Here is a 17,497-nt window from a genome sequence, read left to right as displayed (position 1 = left end):
CTCCTTCCGCCGTGGCGATGACGCGGAACGGGATGACGGACCTCGGACGGGGACCGGCGCCCCACCATCTCGTCCACCACGAACCACGAGGTCAAAGCCCCCGCACACCGTCGGAGGACGACGGGAGGACGAGCGGCACGTGCTCGCCCTCTCCGTGGCTCGACGTTCCGGCGCGCCGGAAGCCGTGCTTCTCCAGGAGCCGGGCCGAGCCGGCCCTCTCGACGAAGAGGTCGGCGTGGCGCGGCCGTTGACGGCGACCGTCCGCACCGGGACCGTCGGACCGCCCGGACCGACTCCGCACGCCGACATCCGACACCCCGTATGGCGGGGCGCCTTCGCACGGACGCCTCCGTGGCGGCTCGGCCGCCTCGGATCGCTCCCGTCGGCCATACGAACAGCGGCAACGGTTCCGCGTACCCCGCTTCGGCCGGCCCGCCTCCCAGCCGCGTGCGACACGGCAGGCGTGGAGGGTATTGACACCATCTCTTCGCTCCCTATCATCCATGCTGTCCGACCATCCGTCATACGTTCGAAATATCGGACACTGGATCGGGTGAAACGGTCTGCGCCCGCCCGGCAGGCCACGCAGAACATTCGCACGTTGTTCCCTTCCGGAGAGGCTCTCCGCGCATGCACCGCGCCGGAGTCGCAGATCGACGCGATGTTCGTGTGGGCCGACCCTCCGACCGAGCCGTCTTGGAGCGCTCAGTGCCCCACTCGCCGACCCCGTCGAGCCCGCCGCGCCCGGACCCGCGCGCCGCGCCGATGCCCACCCCTCCCGGAACGACGGGCGTGGACGCGCCCCTGGCCGGCCCGCGACAAGCACCCACCCCTCGTTCGGCACCACGCCAAGAACCGTGCCGGGGACCGCGTTCCCCTCGCTGCCGGTGGAGTCGCAGCGGCTGGAAAGCCATCCCCGCCCGGCAGGGCCTACCGCATCCACGCCCAGCGAAGGAGAGCCGCATATGTCATGGAAGCCTCATGAAGTGAGCCGCCGGAGGGCCCTGGCCGCCACCGCCGGACTGGTCTCGGCAGCCGCGCTGCCACTCACTCCGGCCCACGCCGCCGCCCCTTCCGCCGCCGCGGGCTCCGGCCCCCGGCCCCTGGCCGACTTCACCAACCCGGTGATCTGGCAGGACTTCGCGGACATCGACATCATCCGCGTCGGCAACGCCTACTACTACTCGGCCTCGACGATGCACTACTCGCCCGGCGCGCCCATCCTGCGCAGTTACGACCTGGTCAACTGGGAGTTCGCCGGCCACTCGGTGCCGGTGCTGGACTTCGGCGCCAAGTACGACCTCGACGGCGGGCGCGGCTACGTCAGGGGCATCTGGGCGTCCTCCCTGGCCTACCGTCCGAGCAACCGGACGTTCTACTGGATCGGCCAGATCGACTTCGCCCGGACGTACATCTACACCGCCCCCGCCGCCGAGGGCCCCTGGAACCGGCTCACCACCCTCGGCACCGCCTACTACGACGCCGGGATGCTCGTGGACACCGACGACACCCTGTACGTCGCCTACGGGAACACCACCATCCACGTGGCCCAGCTCTCGCCGGACGGGCGCACCCAGGTCCGCACCCAGCAGGTGTTCAGCACGCCGTCCAGCGTCGGCACCCTCGAGGGCGCCCGCTTCTACAGGATCAACGGCAACCACTACATCTTCCTGACCCGTCCGGCCAACGGCCAGTACATCCTCAAGTCCACCTCCGGCCCCTTCGGGCCGTACACGATGCGGCAGGTCCTGCTCGACCTGCGCGGCCCGATCGCCGGGGGCGGGGTGCCGCACCAGGGCGGGCTCGTACAGACCCCAAGCGGCCAGTGGTACTACATGGCCTTCGTGGACGCCTACCCCGGCGGCCGGGTCCCCGTCCTGGCACCGGTCTCCTGGACCTCGGACGGCTGGCCCGTCATCCAGCTCGTCAACGGCGCCTGGGGCGTGACCTACCCCCAGCCGAACGTGCCGTCCCCTCCCCGCCAGGTCACCCCCATGACCGGCGTCGACACCTTCGACGGAACGAGGCTGAAGCCGAACTGGGAGTGGAACCACAACCCGGACAACACCAAGTGGTCGGTCGACAACGGGCTGCACCTGCGGACCGCCACCGTCACCAACGACCTGTACGGGGCCCGCAACACCCTCACCCACCGCATTCAGGGCCCCACCTCCACCGCCACGATCGAACTCGACGTCTCCGGGATGCGGGACGGCGACCGGGCCGGACTGGCCGTCCTGCGCGACTCCTCCGCCTGGATCGGCGTCAAGCGCGCCGGGGGCTCGTCGCGCGTGGTCACGGTCACCGGCCTGACCATGGACACCAACTGGAACACCACCGGCACCGGCTACGAGACGGCAGGCACCGCCCTCGGGGGCAGCCGCGTCTGGCTGCGCGTGCAAGCCGACATCCGGCCCGGCACCGGTCGGCAGGCGCGCTTCTCCTACAGCACCGACGGCGTCGCCTTCACCTCCATGGGGCCCGCCTTCACCATGGGGAACGACTGGCGGTTCTTCATGGGCCACCGCTACGCGATCTTCAACCACGCCACCCAGGCGCTCGGCGGCTCGGTCACCGTCCGGCGGTTCGCGCTCACCACGCCATGACCGCGGTCGCCCGGCCGCGCTCATCCTCTTCGGTCGGCCGTCCGGCCGACTCGACCTGTCGACCCGCGCCACCCCACCTGCCGACCGCGTCGCGGATACCGTTCGGAGATCGGCCCGGCGGCGCCCCACGGGAAAGGAACCACGGTGCCCAAACGCCCCATCGCACGACTGCTCCGCGTCCTTGCGTCCGTCGCGCTGGCGGCCACCGCCTCGGTCACAGCCCCGGTCCACTCGACCGCTCAGGCAGCGCCCGGCAGCCCGGCGCTCACCCCGCCGCTGGGCTGGAACAGCTGGAACAGCTTCGGATGCAACGTCAACGAGACGGTGGTACGCCAGGCGGCCGACGCCATGATCACCTCGGGAATGCGCGACGCGGGCTACCAGTACGTGGTGGTCGACGACTGCTGGTTCGACCCCCAGCGTGACGCGCAGGGCAATCTGCGCGCGCATCCGACCAAGTTCCCCAGCGGTATGAAGGCCCTGGGCGACTACATCCACAGCCGCGGGCTGAAGTTCGGGATCTACCAGGTGCCCACCGAACGCACCTGCGCCCAGCGCGTGGGCACCCACCCCGGCTCCACCGGCAGCATGGGGCACGAGGCCCAGGACGCGCGCACCTTCGCCTCCTGGGGCGTGGACTACCTCAAGTACGACTGGTGCTCCCCCAACGGCACCCGCGAGGAGCAGATCGCCCGGTTCTCCCTGATGCGCGACGCTCTTCGCGCCACGGGGCGGCCCATCGTCTACAGCATCAACCCCAACAGCTTCCACGCCATCACGGGCGACACGTACAACTGGGGCGAGGTCGCCGACCTGTGGCGCACCACCGAGGACCTGCTGGACGTCTGGCAGAACGGCAACACCAACAGCTACCCGATGGGCGTGGGCAACGTCGTCGACGTCAATGCCCCGCTGGCCGCCCAGGCCGGCCCCGGCCACTGGAACGACCCGGACATGCTGGTGGTCGGCAGGCCGGGCCTGACGCTCACCGAGTCGCGTTCGCACTTCGCGCTGTGGGCCCTGATGGCGGCACCGCTGATGGCAGGCAACGACATCCGCACCATGTCCGCCGACGTCAGCGCGATCCTGCGCAACCCGCGCCTGCTGGCCGTGAACCAGGACCCGCTGGGCGCGGGTGGGCGGCGGGTGCGCGACGACGGCGCCACCGAGGTGTTCGCCAAACCCCTGTCGGACGGATCGGTCGCCGTGGGCCTGTTCAACCGGGGCGGCGGCACCGCGACCGTCACCACCACGACCGCCCAGGTCGGCCTGTCCGGCAACGCGTTCACGCTCACCGACCTGTGGACCGGCAGCACGTCGAACACGTCCGGCCACATCTCGGCCAGCGTCCCCGCCCACGGCGTCGCCGTCTTCCGGGTGACGGGCGGCAGCCCGCTGGCCGCCACCACCGCCCGTCTGCGCGGCAACGGGTCCGGCCGCTGCCTGGACGTCGACGGCGCCTCCACCACGGCCGGGGCGTCCGTGCTGCTCTGGGACTGCCACACAGCCGCCAACCAGCTGTGGACCACCTGGGCCGGCGGCGAGATCCGCGTCTTCGGCGACAAATGCCTGGACGCCCACAACCAGGGCACGACCAACGGCACCCGCGTCGTCACCTGGCCTTGCAACGGCCAGGACAACCAGAAGTGGACCGTCCGCTCCGACGGGTCGATCCGCAACGTCCACGCCGGGCTCTGCCTGGACGCCGAGCAGGCCGGCACCGCCAACGGGACCCGGCTGATCCTGTGGACCTGCAACGGCCAGGACAACCAGAAGTGGACCCGCGTGTAAGGGACGTCGCACACGGACGGGGGCGGCTGCCCCGGCGGCTCACCGCCGGGGCAGCCGGGTGTGGCCACCGCCACCGGCCCGCTCACGGCCGTGTTCCTCCCACGGCTGCCCGAGCGCCCCTCGTCACCCCACACCACCTGGAGGGCGCCATGATCCCGATTCGACCACCACCGACCGCCGGGCTCAGGCGAGCAGCCGGCCCACGCTGTTCGAGGAGGCACCCTGGGGCCACAAGCTCAACGGCCTGCACGACAGGGTCTTCGCGGTCAACGGCCGTGCGCAGGGAGAACCGGAAGCTCGCCGCCGAACGGGACATCCTGTGCACGGCGACGGAGTTTTTCGCACCAGAGATGACCTGGTGAACCGCTGCCGGTTCATTGAGACCACCGCCGCGCCTGCGGCGTGCAGCGGTTGCGCGACGTGCTGGAGGTGACCCGCTCCAGCTTCTACAGGTGGCGGGCCGGTCGATCGCCGATCACCTGCGCACCTCGCTGGTAGCCGACGCGCTTCGGGCCACCGAGCGCACCCGCAGGCGGCATTCACGCCTCGGGCAACAGGCACCGATCGTCCACGAGCAGCGGTCGGCCACCGTCACACTTGCCGCACAACGACACGAACAGGTGTCCACCCTTCGGGGACAAGGCCCCCGAGTTGCGCAGCCGGCTCCGCGGCAAGCGCATCGCCCGCAAGGCATCGAGTCCGGCGAGCGGCCGGGGCGGCACCGCCGGGTGATCGAGCGGGCCCTGGCCTGGCCGGCCGGCTACCGCCGTCTCTCCCCGCTATGAACGCCAACCCCGCAACCACCTGGCCTCTCGGCCTGGCCGCCGCCCTGGTCCGCTACGAGCGACTGATCCGCCTCACCACAGCGGTGGGGCGTACGTGCGGGAGCCTTCCGACGAGGGGGACGCGGTCCGGCCGGCCGGGGCCGGCCCTTCGCCGTGGCAAGGCCGGCCTGTCGGGCAATCGACGGGCGAAATGCAGCCACTTCTCCCCCATGGCCGTGACGTACCGTCGCGCTTTGCCCACATTCCGGCCATGTCCGGTGGACAGGCCACAACGGACGAGGGCTGTCACATGACGCGGACCTCGTCTGCCTCCGTCGTCGACCACCTCGCCCCGCACGGTCGGCTGCTGTCCTTCGTGTTCTTCTTCGGCAGCAGCGGTGATCCGGCCTCCGCCCGGATGCTGACGGACCAGAGCGGACTGCGGCGCGCGATGGCGGCCCGACTGGAGCGTGAGCGGGACGGCCGTCAGGTGGAGTACGGCGCCTACCGGCTGAGCCGGTGACACCCGTGTCGTCCCGGAAGGCGGAAGGTGTGGTGCCGGTCGCCGGGGCCTACTCGGTCGACCTGGTCCTCACCGGTCTGGCCGGGCCTGTGGTTGCGGGCAGTGAGGTGTGGGCCGGCGGATGGGAGATGGTGCCGGGTGGAGCTTTCACCTTGGCGATGGGGCTGCGCCGGCCGGCCGCCGGGCGCGCGCCGAGGGAGGTCCGGCCGCCGGGGCACGGAAGGGGGAACGATCATGTCTCCACTCTGCGCGGTCGCCGCGCCGGACGGCGGGCGTCCCCGCCGCGGCCGACGCGGCGGGGACGCCCGGACGAGGGACCGGAGGTCACCACATCAGGGCGGCGTCCTGGTCGGCCTGCCAGTACGTGACGCGGGCACCGGCGTTGATCCCGGTGCCGCTCGGCAGGGTGAGCGTCACCGGGCGGTCGCCCTCCACCGCCCTGCCGTCGCGGTCGGTGAGGAGGACGCCGAGCTTGGTGACGCTCACGGAGTCGCCGTTGTCGGGGGTGTAGGTGGTGATGCCCGCGTAGGCGGACTCGCCGGGCCGCAGCGAGATCACCGCCTGCGGGGCGCTGTCCTCCACGGGCGGGGTCGGGGTGTGGGCCTCGTCGAAGCGGAGGAGCGGGTAGCCGTAGACGTCGCAGACGGCGCCTCCGGTGTTGGTGACCGTCAGGAGCATGTGGTTGATGGGCCGGGAGACCTGCCGGACGACGAGCTCGACGTCGGACGGTCCGCACCTTTCGGACGTGGCGGAGGCGTCCCCGCCTTCCCGGCTGCCCTCCCGGCCGGTCGAGCGCTTGTGGTCGGCGGGGGCCGCCGCGTCGCCGTCCCCACCGGTTCCGGTCTCCTGTGCCGGGGTGTCGCCCGTGCCCTGCGGGGCGCTCTCGGGGGCGTCCTCGCCCGACCCCTTCCGCTCCGGGGAGGCGGGCGAGCTCTCGGCGGGCGCCTTGCCCGTCTTCTCCACGCCGGTGCCGGACTGGCACGCGGCCATGGAGAGGGAGGCGGCGGCGACGAGCGTGGCGGCGACGGCGAACCGGGGCATGCGTCGGGTACGGAACACGGGTGGGTCCTCATTTCGGATGAATACTTCGGCCACGTGCTGCGAACGAGCGTTCAGGCCGGGTGGGAAAGAGCCGGACATCGGCTCCGCGGCGAGCACCGCGGCATGTCCACCACCGTGACCGTCCCGCCCCGGCCGGGACAACGCCGGCCGGGGCATCCGGGACGCCGGGATGTCCCACCCCCCTCCGACCTGCGGAAACTCCGTCCCACCCGGGACGCCTCCGCGACCGGTCGAGAGGGCGACACAACGGGACGGACGGTGGCCGACCATGGCCGTCGGCCGGGACGACCGTGCTTGGATGAGTACGGCACGCGTTGGGACCGGTGGAGGGAAGAGGGAGGGGAAGCGGTGGAGGCGGCTGACGAGACGGCCGAGTTCGCGGCGTCGCTGCGGGAGTTGAAGGACCGTTCGGGGTTGAGCTACGGGGCCCTCGCCAGGCGACTGCACATCAGCACGTCGACGTTGCACCGGTACTGCAAGGGCGAGGCGGTGCCCATGGAGTACGCGTCCGTGGAGCGGTTCGCGCGGGTGTGCAAGGCGACGCCGGAGGAGTTGGCGGAACTCCACCGACGGTGGCGGCTGGCGGACGAGCAGCGGGGACGGAGGACCAAGCCGGCCGCCGCCCCGAAGGAACCCGCCGCGGAGGAACCCGTTCCCGTCACGGCGCCCACGTCCCCGGACCGGGAACCGGCACCCGCCCCCGACTCCGAGCCCACATCGGCACAGCACTCGGAACCCGAGCCGGAACCGGCACCCGCCCCCGACTCCGAGCCGGCGGCCGGCCACGTCCCGGCCACCGACGGCGGCCGTCCCCGCCGCCGGCTCCTCCGCGGCCGGCGCCGTACCGCGCTGCTCGCCGGCGTCTCCGCCGCGCTCGTCGCCGGAGCCGCCGCCCTCGCCGCGCAGCCGCTGACCGACGGGGAGGAGACCGCGTCGAAACGGCCCGCCGTCACCGCGGCCGGAGACGGTCGGAACGGCGGGGCCGTCTCGGAGCGAATGGACGGTTCGGCATCCCCGTCGGCCTCCCGGACCGGCAGCGCGAGCCCGTCCCCCTCATCGAGCGAGGACGGCCGCGCGAAAGGCCGTGAGGACGGACCGGCACGGAACGAGAAGAAGGCACGACCGTCCGACGGCACCGCGCGCGGCGGCGTCCCGCTGACCGTCTCCGTCCGCCCGTACGCCTGGGAGAGCCCGTGCAGCCAGTACTACCTCGTCGACAAACCGCCCTCCAAGGTCCCCCCGCCGCCCTTCGCGCCGGAGGCCCCCGGCTGGGTGGCGGCCACCGGCGCGGTCTCCTCCGGCAGCCAGTACGTGGAACTGACCGTCCAGGGCACGGGTGACGAGACGGTCGTCCTCAAGGACCTCCACGTCCGCGTGACCGACCGGAAGTCCCCCCTCGCGTGGAACAACTACGCGACGGGCGTCGGCTGCGGCGGCAACGTCTCCACCAAGCACTTCGCCGTGGACCTGGACGCGGGCCGCCCGGAGCCCGAACCCGCCTCCGGACAACGGGACTTCCCCTACAAGGTGAGCGAGAACGACCCCGAGGTCTTCTACGTCACCGCGAGCACGGACGCCCACGACGTCGGTTGGTACCTGGAGGTGGAGTGGTCCAGCGGCGACCGCCGCGGGACGCTCCGCGTCGACGACCGCGGCACGCCGTTCCGCACCAGCGGAGCCCAGGGACGTCCCACGTACATGTACCCGCTGGGGACGGACGGTTGGACGGAGGAGCCGAACGAGGAGTGAGCCGGGCCGCCCCGGAGGCTCCCCGGCGGCGCCGAGCCCCGGCGGCGGGGGGCGGGGCGGCATGGTCACGGCGCCGCCCGGCACGGTCCGGCGGCCTGTCCGGCACCGCGGGCGCCATCGAGAACGGCGTCCGCTTCGGACGGAACCTCAAGCTCACCGACTACACGCGGGACGGCCGGCCGACCTGATCGTGGGCACCGACGACCAACCGGACTACGCCCGGTGGGGCTTGCCCCACCTGCCGAAAGACTCGGCGTCCGGGACCACCGGCACCGGCCACCCGCCGCACGGGCATCTGCGGAGTACAGCGGATGGCCTCATGGGTCTGCGGGCTTTCCTCAGCGCGTGCCTGTCGCCGCAGTGCTGTAGGCGTACAGGGCGACGACGCCGACCACACAGGCGAGGATCACCCAGGAGGCGAGGCTCATCCGTTTCCCTTTGCGTCCGGTCCGCTTCGGCTTCTCGGACCGCTTGGTTCGGCCGGGAGCCGCCGGGGCGGGCGGTGCGGCGTCGGCGGCGGTCTCGGCGAGCAGGCGGCGGCAGGCCGTGGCGAGCTCGCCGATGCCGGAACGGAGCGGTACGACGGTCTCCGAACGCGCCGGAGCGGTGGTGCCGCCGTCGAGGATACGGCCCGCACGGAGCAGGATTTCGTTTTCGCGGCCCGAGGGGGCGAGGCTGATCCAACGCTGCACATGCTCTCCCCGGATGACCACACCCCCGGCTCGGTCCCGGTACACGGTGTGCCGACGCCAGAGCATGTCTGCCAACTGCGCTGCAGTTTCCCTCAGTTGGGCGCTCAAGACCCGTCCCCCCAGAGCCGTACGGTCAATCGAACGGGAATCGTACTCCAGCGCCTCTGTTTCGCTCGGGGCGGCCCAGGGTGGGGTGATGCGGTCCGTTGACGGCAGGAGCAACAGAGGGACACGGAGCGGCGCCGGGGCCGCGTCGGACCGGCAGAGCCCCGGGCGGGTGACCGTGTTCGCGGCCACAGGCGGTCAGGGCGAGAACCACGCGCCCGACGAAACCGGCGCCCAGGACCGCGGCAACGTGCCGGTGCCGGCAGGAGAAGGGGAGCCGGGGCGGCCGACCCGTCGGTCACGACGCCGGTCTGTGCACGGAGCGGAACACCGTCGAGCGGCTGGTCGACAAGCTGACGTCGCATCGATCCGTTAATTGCAATGTGCACTTTCTCACTCGGCGAGACGAGCAGATGTCGGTAGCGTGCTGGGCAGCTGACCCGGCGACCGCTCCGGCTGCCCCACAACGCCTGTGACACCGAAGGAGAAATGGCCCTTGCCCGCCCCCACCGCGCCCCGAGGCAGTTACTTCGAGCCCATCGACGACCACCGCTACAAGCCGACGGCGCACGCGAGCGGGGCCTGGGATCCGGACGAACAGCACTTCAGCCCGCTGGGCGGGCTCGTCGTCCACGCCATCGACCGCCATCGGGCCGCCGGACCGGACAGCGGCCTGGTCCTTTCCCGGATCAGCTACGACATCCTCGGCCGTCTCGCCCTCGACGAGTGCGACATCCAGGTGGAGACCATCCGTCCCGGGCGGACCATCGAACTCCTCGAAGCGGTCGTACGGATCGCCGACCGCCCGGTCGTCCGAGCCCGCGCCTGGTTCCTGGCCGGCCTCGACACCACCGCGGTCGCGGGCGGCCCCGACGACCGCCTCGCCCCGCCCGAGTCACTCACCGCGTGGCAGATGTCCGACGTGTGGCCCGGCGGCTACGTGGCCTCCCTGGACGTCCGCCCGGTCACACCGCCCCGGCCGGGGCGTACGACCGCCTGGCTCTCCACGCCGCTCGATCTGGTCGCCGGTGTGCCCGTCAGCCCACTCGCGTCGTATCTCGCCCTCGTCGACACCGCCAACGGCATCGCCGCCCGGCAGCCACCCACCGCGTGGATGTTCCCCAACGTCGACCTGACCGTCCACCTCCACCGCCAACCACACGGCGCATGGACGGGACTGGACACCACGGTCACCTTCGGCCCCTCCGGGCAGGGCCTCACCCGCACGGTTCTGCACGACGTCGACGGCCCGGTCGGTCACGCCCAGCAGATCCTCACGGTCCGACCTCTGCCAGGGGCGTGAGGTCGTCCCTTTGGGCGAGCCCGCGGTAGCCGACGAGGGTTCCCGCGAGGGCGGCGAAGGCCAGGAGAGCAGACGCAGGGAGACGTCGGATGGCCCGCCACACTCCGCCCCGGTCGGGGGCCGTCGGGGGACCCTTCCCCGAGCTGGCGCCGTTGCGCAGGAATGCGGTACGGCTCCACTCGCGTCCGAGCGACCCGACGTGCCCCGACCGTCCGATCGGCCACTGGTTTGACCGCTCCCGAGCGCGCGGCCCGGCCCGGAACGTCGTTGAGGAACCAGGAGAGGTCCACCTGACAAATCACCAGACGACCGGCGGCAGAGCCTGGGGAAAGCGACGAGCGAGACGGCCGGAGGGCGCTCCCCCAGGGGCGCCCTCCGGCCCTGTACCCGCCCGCGCACCGTGGATGGAAGTCGGCGCGGACCCCTGACCTGCGGGTTCCGCCCCGACACCGCACACGGTTCAGCGCTTGTCCGATGGGGTGAGGTGGTCGAGGGACGTGGCCAAGGCCTTGCGCCGCCCGTTCTTGGCCGGAGCCGAGACCAGCCCAAGCGCCTCGAGCGCGTCGAGGGCACGCCGTGCGGCCGCGCGGGAGAGGGAGAAGCGCTCCTGAACGTAGACGATGCTGGCGTTCTGGTCGGTGACGACCGCCTGCGCGATCTCGCGGAGGGCCTCGGCCTCCATTCCGGCGGCCTCCGCCTGCTGGGCGAACGGCTCGTGGGCGGACGTGGTGGGCCCGTCGGCGGGTGCGGCGGGTTGCTCGGGTTCGTCGGCGGTCGGTTCCGGTTCGTCGGTGGGTGCGGCGGGCTCGTCGGCAGGTGCCTTTGGGGCCTCGACGGCGGGTTCGTCGGCGGCCGGAGTGAACTCGTCGGCAGCCGGCTCAGGCTCGTCGGCAGCCGGGGCGAGCTCGTCGGTGACCGGCTCGGGTTCGTCGGTGGCCGGGGCGGGTTCGTCGGCAGACGGGGTGAGCTCGTCGGCAGCCGGCTCAGGTTCATCGGCGGCCGGGGCGGGCTCGTCAGCGGCCTGCTCCGGTTCGTCGGCGGGGGCCTTTGCCTCCGGAGTCCCGCCGTCGGACTCTTCGGTGGATGCGGCATGTTCGCCGGCAGAGGAGTCGTTGCCGGATGCGGCCTGAGGATGTTCCGGAGCCTGGGGTGTCTCGACCTCGACCGCAGGCGCTTCCGGTTCCGGATCCTCGTCGCTGCCGGGTTCCTCGGCAACGGTGGACTCTACGGCAGCCGGCTCGGGTTCGTCGGTGGCCGGCTCGGGTTCGTCGGTGGCCGGGGTGGGTTCGTCGGTGGCCGGGGTGGGCTCGTCGGTGGCCGGGGTGGGCTCGTCGGTGACCGGGGTGGGCTCGTCGGTGACCGGCTCGGGGTCGTCGGCAGGCAGGGTGGGCTCGTCAGCGGCCTGCTCCGGTTCGTCGGCAGACACTTCCGGCTCCCGGGCCTCGTCGCTGCCGGACTCTTCGGCGGACGCGATGGGCTCGTCGACAGTCGGCACGGCGGTCGCTTCCGGCGCCCCGGTGGTCGCGGTCTTCTCCCGAGCCGCCAGGGCGGCGCGCAGGTCGGGGTTGTCGCGGAAGAAGAAGGTCAGCTCTCCGACCGACAGCCACCCCCACGACGCGTCTCCCACGGGATCGAACACATCCTCGGGTCCGGGAACGAACCGGTACGACGTCCCCTTGTCCGACACGGCCGCGCCGCGGTCGGTGAGGACGAGCAGGGCAGGGCGCCCCTCGTCCTCGCGGGTCCCCGAGAGAGCCACACACAGAATGCGCTCGTCCGCGGCGACGTGTTCGCGCGCCAGCTCCTCGGCCTCGTCCCGGACCCGGGGGTCGTCAGCCGAGTCCGTCCTGGACAGGCAGTACGCGATCGCCTTCTCCAGCGGGGCCCCCCGCTCGGGCAGGCCGCTCAGCAGTTCGCGCACCGCGTTCCGCAGGGCGTTCGCCGCCTCCGGCTCGGGGTGCTCCCGCTCCGGCTCGGGGTGCTCCCCCTCCCGCGGTGCCTCGGGTTCCGTCTCCTGCCGGGCGGGGATGGCGTCCACGGCCTCGGGCTCGCGCTCGCAGCGTTCCTCCTGCTTCTTCTCCTCGTCCGGCTCCTCTTCCCGCTCCTGCTCGGCGGAGACGATGTCCGCCGTCTCCGCCGAGGCCGTCCCCCGCTCCTCGGCTGGCTCCCGGGGGGCGCCGCGCCGGCCCGCCGGGGTGCGGCGGACCGCGAGGGCGCCGAGGCCCGCGGCGGCGAAGACGACGCCTCCGCCCACCAGGAGAGGCAGGGAGCCGAGGACCACTCCGAGGACGAAGACGAGCAGGCCGGCCACCGTCAGGAACGCGGACAGGCGTATGACCGCCCTCGTCCGGGCGTCGCTCGGGGAGCGCGATGCCGCGCCCGCGGCGGTGTCCTCCCCGCCGGCGGCACGCGAGGCGCTTTCATGTGAGAGTCGCTCTTCCACGGCTGTACGTCCCTCTCCACGGCAGCTTTGACCACCGTTCTCGTGGTGACTGATGATCCCGCCTGCCACCGGTGCTCGGTGCTTGCAGACCGGGCATGTGCCGCGACGCATCTACGCCCCCTTGTGCCACATCCAGGTGGACGGACTGTAGCGGACGGCGGGAGGTGTTCGTGGAGGCGGTACGGCAGTCCGCATCCGCGGGAAGAAGCCTGCTGACCTGCGGAACCGTCCGTAACTCATCAACTCCGCTTTTCGACGGGGGCTTTGCCCCGGTCCAGGAGTCGTGGCTCGGCGGACCCACTGGGGCAGGCACGGTCGTGGCGCCCGGCCACCGCCGGAGGCACACCGTACCAAAGCCGGGGTGTTCCCCCAGCCACCCGGTGAGCCCGTGCTGCGCGCGGCGGCCTCGGTGCGCGGTGCTGTCGGTGCCCGGCAACACCGGCGTCGTGCAACTGAGGCCGGATTCGACCGGCTCGGCCGAGGGCCTCCCGTCCTGTCTTCCTGCCCACGGGCTCACCTCCCACCGCCACATGGACGAGCCGCCGAGGCGCCGGCCGCGTCTGAACTTGTTCTTTACAGGCCATCTCATGTGGGGTGGTCGGTAGTCTGCGGGCGTGACGCTCGTGGAGCGCCTGGTGCCGGACGAGTTCGACGCCCGGGGCGAGCCCGACCGGAGCCGGACGGACGGGGCTGACGGCGGAGTACCTCCAAGGCAACGTCTACGACGCCGTGGAGATCCTGGGCGAGCGGCGCTTCGATCTGGTCTGCACCGGTAAGGGCGCCCTGCGCCACCTGCCCGACCTGGACCGCTGGGCGCAGGTCGTCGCCGGCCTGCCGCGCGACGGGGTCGGGTCCGCGTGATGGAGTTCCACCCGTTGCCGCACTCGCTGGGCGACGTACCGGAGGAGGGCCAGGAGGACGAACTGCTGCTGCGGCACGACCACCTGGGCGGCCGCGGTGCCATCCGCCGTCGGGTGCGCCACACCTACACCGACGGACCTCCTCTCGAGGGCGCCACCGACAGCCACGAGTGGGCGCACGGCCTCGGCGAGACGGTCGGTGCCCTCGTCCGTGCCGGGCCGACGATCGCCCGGCCGACCGAGAGCGACGAAGTGCCCTGGCCGCGCCGGCCGCGGATGCTCCGCACAGCCTCGGGCGTCAGTGGTCGGCGTCTCCGGACCGGCGGTGGCAGCGGCCTGACGGATTCGCAGCGGGGTCCGGCCGATCCGCGAAATATTCCTTGACGGGAATATTCTTCATCAAGAATGCTTCTCCCCATGGACGCGCTTCTCACCGCACTGGCCGACCCGGTCCGCTGGCGGCTCGTGAACCTGTTGGCCGAGCGGCCCCGCTCGGTCGGTGTCCTCGCCCAGCTCGCCGAGGCGCGTCAGCCGCAGACGACCAAGCATCTGCAGACCCTCGAACGGGCCGGCATCGTCACCTCCCAGCGCACCGGCCGGCGCCGCGTCTATGCGCTCCGGCCCGCTCCCCTGCGGGACCTGGCGGCCGTGCTCAACCGACTCGCCGACACCGCGGACCAGACCGGCGGCCCGCGCGCGACCTATGACCGCTACGGACTCAGCCTCCGCGCGGAGCGGCTCGCCGCGGAGGAGCCGGGGTGGGCCGACGGCCGCTCGTTCAGGTTCCTCCGGTCCCTGACGGGACGCCCCGGGCTGGTCTGGCGCCATCTCACCGAGGCACCCTTGCTCGCCCGCTGGTGGACACCCGACGACCTGCGCGTCTCCGAACTCGTCTTCGAGGCACGGCCGGGTGGGCGGATCGTCCAGGAGTACCGCGACGCCGAGGACACCGAAGGCTCCGGTCCGGCCGCCGGTCGCGCGGAGGGAGTCGTCGACGACGTACGCCCCGGTGAACGCCTCGCCTACCGACTCTCCCCGCTGCTCCCCGACGGCGGCCCCGCCTTCACCGCCCACGTCGTCCTCGACCTCCAACCCACCGAAGCCGGCACAGACCTCGACGTCCACTACCGGATCGCCGACAGCACCGTGGACTCCGCGGACTTCGTCGCAGGCATCGAGATCGGCTTCGGCCAGAGCCTCGACAGGCTCGCGGCGATCCTCGCCGCGGACCCGCACGGCACCGACAGCACCGACACACGGAGCACGAAGTGACAGAGCAGACCGCCGGCCGCAGGGTCGTCACCAACATGAGCCTCTCCCTCGACGGCCGCTGCGCGAAGCCGGACGATCCCCGGGACATGAGCCGGGTGATGCCGTACGCCGTCACCGATGTCGCCCGCGACCATCTGACCAGCCTGTGGGAGCCGGCGACGACGGCCCTGCTCGGGCGGGTCAACGCCGAGGGGTTCCTCGGCTTCTGGCCCACCGTGATCGGCATGGAGGGTGCCGACCCGCGCGACGAGGAGTTCGCGAAGTGGCTCGTCGGGACCGACAAGGTGGTCCTCTCCTCCACCCTCGGCGAGGCGCCGTGGGAGCGGACGAGGATCGTCGACAAGCCGACCGCCGAGGTGGCCGCGGAGCTGAAGGCGACCGAAGGCGGCGACATCCTCGTGCTCTCCAGCGCGAGCGTCATCAAGGCGCTGCCGGCGGCCGACATGGTCGACCGGATGGCGCTCACGGTCTTCCCGGTCTTCCTCGGCGGCGGGCCGCGCCTCTTCGACGACGGTCTGCCCGCGGGGCGGTGGGCGCTCGTCAGCCAGGCCACGGGCGAGCACGGCACGTTGGCTCTGGTCTACGACCGAGTCCGCTGAGAGCGTGTTCGAGGTCGGGCTACGGGGTGGTTCGTCGCAGAGGTCGCCGTGCTGCTCGGATCGCGGGGCGACCGCGGGCGAGGCGGCGCAGTACGACCTCGGTCATCGCCCAACGGACCATGGACTCGGAGTGCGCCGGGTCGCGCTCGTGACCCCGAGCCAGACGGCGTCGTGTGGTGATCCAGGCGAAGATGCGCTCCACCACCCACCGTCTGGGCCGGACCTGGAAGCCGCGTCGGCCGGACGGTTTGCGGACGATCTCCACGGTGCGCTCCAGGACCTCCTCGGCCCGGGCCACCAGGCGGCCGGCGAAGTCCTGGTCCGTCCAGACCTTCTCCACGGTGGGGCGGTCCAGCCGGGCCCGCGGCAGTGGCCGCCGGGTGCCGTCACGGTCTTGCACACCGGCGGCGACCACGTGGACGGCGAGCAGCGGGCCGAGGGTGTCGGCGGCCCGCACCGACCGGAAGTCCACCAGGCCGGCGACGGCTCGATCAGCGCCCACTGTTCGTCGGTCAGGTCGGACGGGAGGGGGCAGGAAGGGGCTCGGTGAGCACCCGACAAAGGCGGTGCGGAAAGTGTCGGGTGATCGGAACCGGTGTCGCCGCACGATGAGGGCATGGACGACACGACCTTGGTATCCCGCTTCCTCCGCGACGGCTTCGTGAAGTTGGAGGGCGCCGTCGCGCCGCGCGTGGCCGCGGACTGCGCACGGCTGCTGTGGCGAGAGACGGGCTGCGACCCGGACGATCCGGCGACGTGGACGCAGCCCGTGCACCGGGTGGCCGGCATGGCGCAGGGGCCGTTCGCCGCCGCACCCAACTCCCCGTTCCTGCATCACGCGTACGACCTGCTCGTCGGCACGGGACGCTGGGAGCCGCGCTACTCGCTGGGCACTTTCCCGCTGCGCTTCCCCCACGAGGAGGAGCCGGACGACGCGGGCTGGCACATCGAGGGCAGCTATCTGCCGGAGGGCGAGAGCTGGTACTTCACAAACCTGCGCTCCCGGGGCCGGGCGCTGCTGATGCTGTTCCTGTTCAGCGAGGTCGGTGAGGAGGACGCCCCGACCCGGATCCGGGTCGGCTCACACCTCGACGTGCCGAAGGTGCTGGAGAAGTACGGGGAGGACGGGGCGAGCGGGCCGGCCCTTGCGCCCGATCTGGTGGCGGCGTCCGACCACCGGCCACTCGCCCTCGCCACCGGGTCTCCGGGCGACGTCTTCCTGTGCCATCCGTTCCTGGTGCACGCGGCGCAACCGCACCATGGGGTGCGGCCGCGCTTCATGGCCCAGCCGCCGCTGATGCCGGCCGCGCCGTACGAACTGGAGCGGGCCGACGGCGCGTACTCACCCGTGGAGATCGCGATCCGTCGGGGCCTGGGACAGGAGACCCCCGGTCCGGACGGGGACGGCACCGACGGCAGCGCCGGGTGGACATGCTTCATCCGTTCCCGGAACCGGGCGGAGGACCAGTGCCCGGGCGGCGGCACGTCCCGGCAGCGCCAAGCCCGGGCCGGTGACCATGCGGGCGGAGGCCGGCCCCGCCAGGATCAGACGGCGGTCGGCCCCGATAGTATCGGCGACATGTCTGGTGCTTCGTGCGCGGCCTGTGCCGCGGTGACGAGGACGCTCCGCTAGCGGCGGGGCGTTCGTCTCACTTCTGCTGAACGTTCCGCTGCTCCGTGGTTGAACCGGAGCGGCACGTTCGTGCTGCTCGGAACTTCTTCCGGGCA

General features: G+C 72.3%; 13 protein-coding genes and 2 pseudogenes. 11 read left to right on the top strand and 4 right to left on the bottom strand.

From position 1 onward, the window contains the following. The first annotated feature begins 965 nt into the window (after nt 1–965). From ABD335_RS21435 to ABD335_RS21420, 3 genes are all read left to right on the top strand, one after another. Nucleotides 966–2,606, top strand: coding sequence for a glycoside hydrolase family 43 protein (locus ABD335_RS21435; RefSeq protein ID WP_344326048.1), 1,641 nt, complete (start codon nt 966–968; stop codon nt 2,604–2,606). Between the two features lie 168 nt (nt 2,607–2,774). Further along, nucleotides 2,775–4,397, top strand: a complete 1,623-nt coding sequence (locus ABD335_RS21430; protein WP_425583705.1) for a glycoside hydrolase family 27 protein — start codon at nt 2,775–2,777, stop codon at nt 4,395–4,397. A gap of 1,074 nt (nt 4,398–5,471) precedes the next feature. Beyond that, a complete protein-coding gene (locus ABD335_RS21420; protein ID WP_344326044.1) occupies nt 5,472–5,684 on the top strand; it encodes a hypothetical protein in 213 nt (70 codons plus the stop codon). 324 nt (nt 5,685–6,008) lie between these two features. Here the strand turns inward: ABD335_RS21420 and ABD335_RS21415 are convergent, their stop codons facing one another. Beyond that, the gene (locus tag ABD335_RS21415; RefSeq protein ID WP_344326042.1) at nt 6,009–6,743 is read right to left on the bottom strand and encodes a DUF4232 domain-containing protein; all 735 of its coding nucleotides are present in this window, start codon (nt 6,741–6,743) and stop codon (nt 6,009–6,011) included. 351 nt (nt 6,744–7,094) lie between these two features. On the opposite strand from ABD335_RS21415, the gene ABD335_RS21410 reads away from it, so the two are divergent. Further along, nucleotides 7,095–8,495 carry a helix-turn-helix domain-containing protein gene (locus ABD335_RS21410; protein WP_344326040.1) on the top strand — a complete coding sequence of 467 codons (1,401 nt, stop codon included), beginning with the start codon at nt 7,095–7,097 and terminating at the stop codon, nt 8,493–8,495. 338 nt (nt 8,496–8,833) lie between these two features. Here ABD335_RS21410 and ABD335_RS21405 read toward each other — a convergent pair whose 3' ends face one another. After that, on the bottom strand, nt 8,834–9,253 hold the full coding sequence (locus tag ABD335_RS21405; RefSeq protein WP_344326206.1) for a hypothetical protein: 420 nt from the start codon (nt 9,251–9,253) through the stop codon (nt 8,834–8,836). A 299-nt stretch (nt 9,254–9,552) separates the two neighbouring features. On the opposite strand from ABD335_RS21405, the pseudogene ABD335_RS30875 reads away from it, so the two are divergent. Both ABD335_RS30875 and ABD335_RS21400 read left to right on the top strand, forming a co-directional pair. Further along, nucleotides 9,553–9,666: pseudogene (locus ABD335_RS30875) on the top strand (IS5-like element ISMt1 family transposase); the annotation flags it as partial. A 122-nt stretch (nt 9,667–9,788) separates the two neighbouring features. Beyond that, nucleotides 9,789–10,595 carry a thioesterase family protein gene (locus ABD335_RS21400; RefSeq protein WP_344326038.1) on the top strand — a complete coding sequence of 269 codons (807 nt, stop codon included), beginning with the start codon at nt 9,789–9,791 and terminating at the stop codon, nt 10,593–10,595. Between the two features lie 460 nt (nt 10,596–11,055). On the opposite strand, the gene ABD335_RS21395 is transcribed toward ABD335_RS21400, so the two are convergent. After that, the gene (locus ABD335_RS21395) at nt 11,056–13,038 is read right to left on the bottom strand and encodes a DNA translocase FtsK (protein ID WP_344326035.1); all 1,983 of its coding nucleotides are present in this window, start codon (nt 13,036–13,038) and stop codon (nt 11,056–11,058) included. 729 nt (nt 13,039–13,767) lie between these two features. On the opposite strand from ABD335_RS21395, the gene ABD335_RS21390 reads away from it, so the two are divergent. Genes ABD335_RS21390 through ABD335_RS21375 form a run of 4 tightly spaced genes read left to right on the top strand, consistent with a single transcriptional unit; the run spans nt 13,768 to nt 15,769 of the window. Continuing rightward, nucleotides 13,768–13,899, top strand: coding sequence for a hypothetical protein (locus ABD335_RS21390; protein WP_344326033.1), 132 nt, complete (start codon nt 13,768–13,770; stop codon nt 13,897–13,899). Further along, on the top strand, nt 13,899–14,282 hold the full coding sequence (locus tag ABD335_RS21385; RefSeq protein WP_344326031.1) for a hypothetical protein: 384 nt from the start codon (nt 13,899–13,901) through the stop codon (nt 14,280–14,282). Before ABD335_RS21390 ends, ABD335_RS21385 begins: the two co-directional genes overlap by 1 nt. A 33-nt stretch (nt 14,283–14,315) precedes the next feature. Continuing rightward, nucleotides 14,316–15,170, top strand: coding sequence for a metalloregulator ArsR/SmtB family transcription factor (locus tag ABD335_RS21380; protein WP_344326029.1), 855 nt, complete (start codon nt 14,316–14,318; stop codon nt 15,168–15,170). Beyond that, nucleotides 15,167–15,769, top strand: coding sequence for a dihydrofolate reductase family protein (locus tag ABD335_RS21375; RefSeq protein ID WP_344326027.1), 603 nt, complete (start codon nt 15,167–15,169; stop codon nt 15,767–15,769). Before ABD335_RS21380 ends, ABD335_RS21375 begins: the two co-directional genes overlap by 4 nt. 19 nt (nt 15,770–15,788) lie before the next feature. Here the strand turns inward: ABD335_RS21375 and ABD335_RS21370 are convergent, their stop codons facing one another. Next, on the bottom strand, nt 15,789–16,271 hold the full coding sequence (locus ABD335_RS21370; protein ID WP_344326024.1) for a transposase: 483 nt from the start codon (nt 16,269–16,271) through the stop codon (nt 15,789–15,791). A gap of 114 nt (nt 16,272–16,385) precedes the next feature. Here ABD335_RS21370 and ABD335_RS21365 point away from each other — a divergent pair. Beyond that, a pseudogene (locus tag ABD335_RS21365) lies at nt 16,386–17,195 on the top strand (phytanoyl-CoA dioxygenase family protein); the annotation flags it as partial. Nucleotides 17,196–17,497: the final 302 nt, after the last annotated feature.

Origin of the sequence: Streptomyces macrosporus (genome assembly GCF_039533145.1) — a bacterium.
GTDB lineage: Bacteria > Actinomycetota > Actinomycetes > Streptomycetales > Streptomycetaceae > Streptomyces > Streptomyces macrosporus.
Note: the sequence above shows the minus strand (reverse complement) of the source record. Positions and strands in the feature narration are given on the sequence as shown.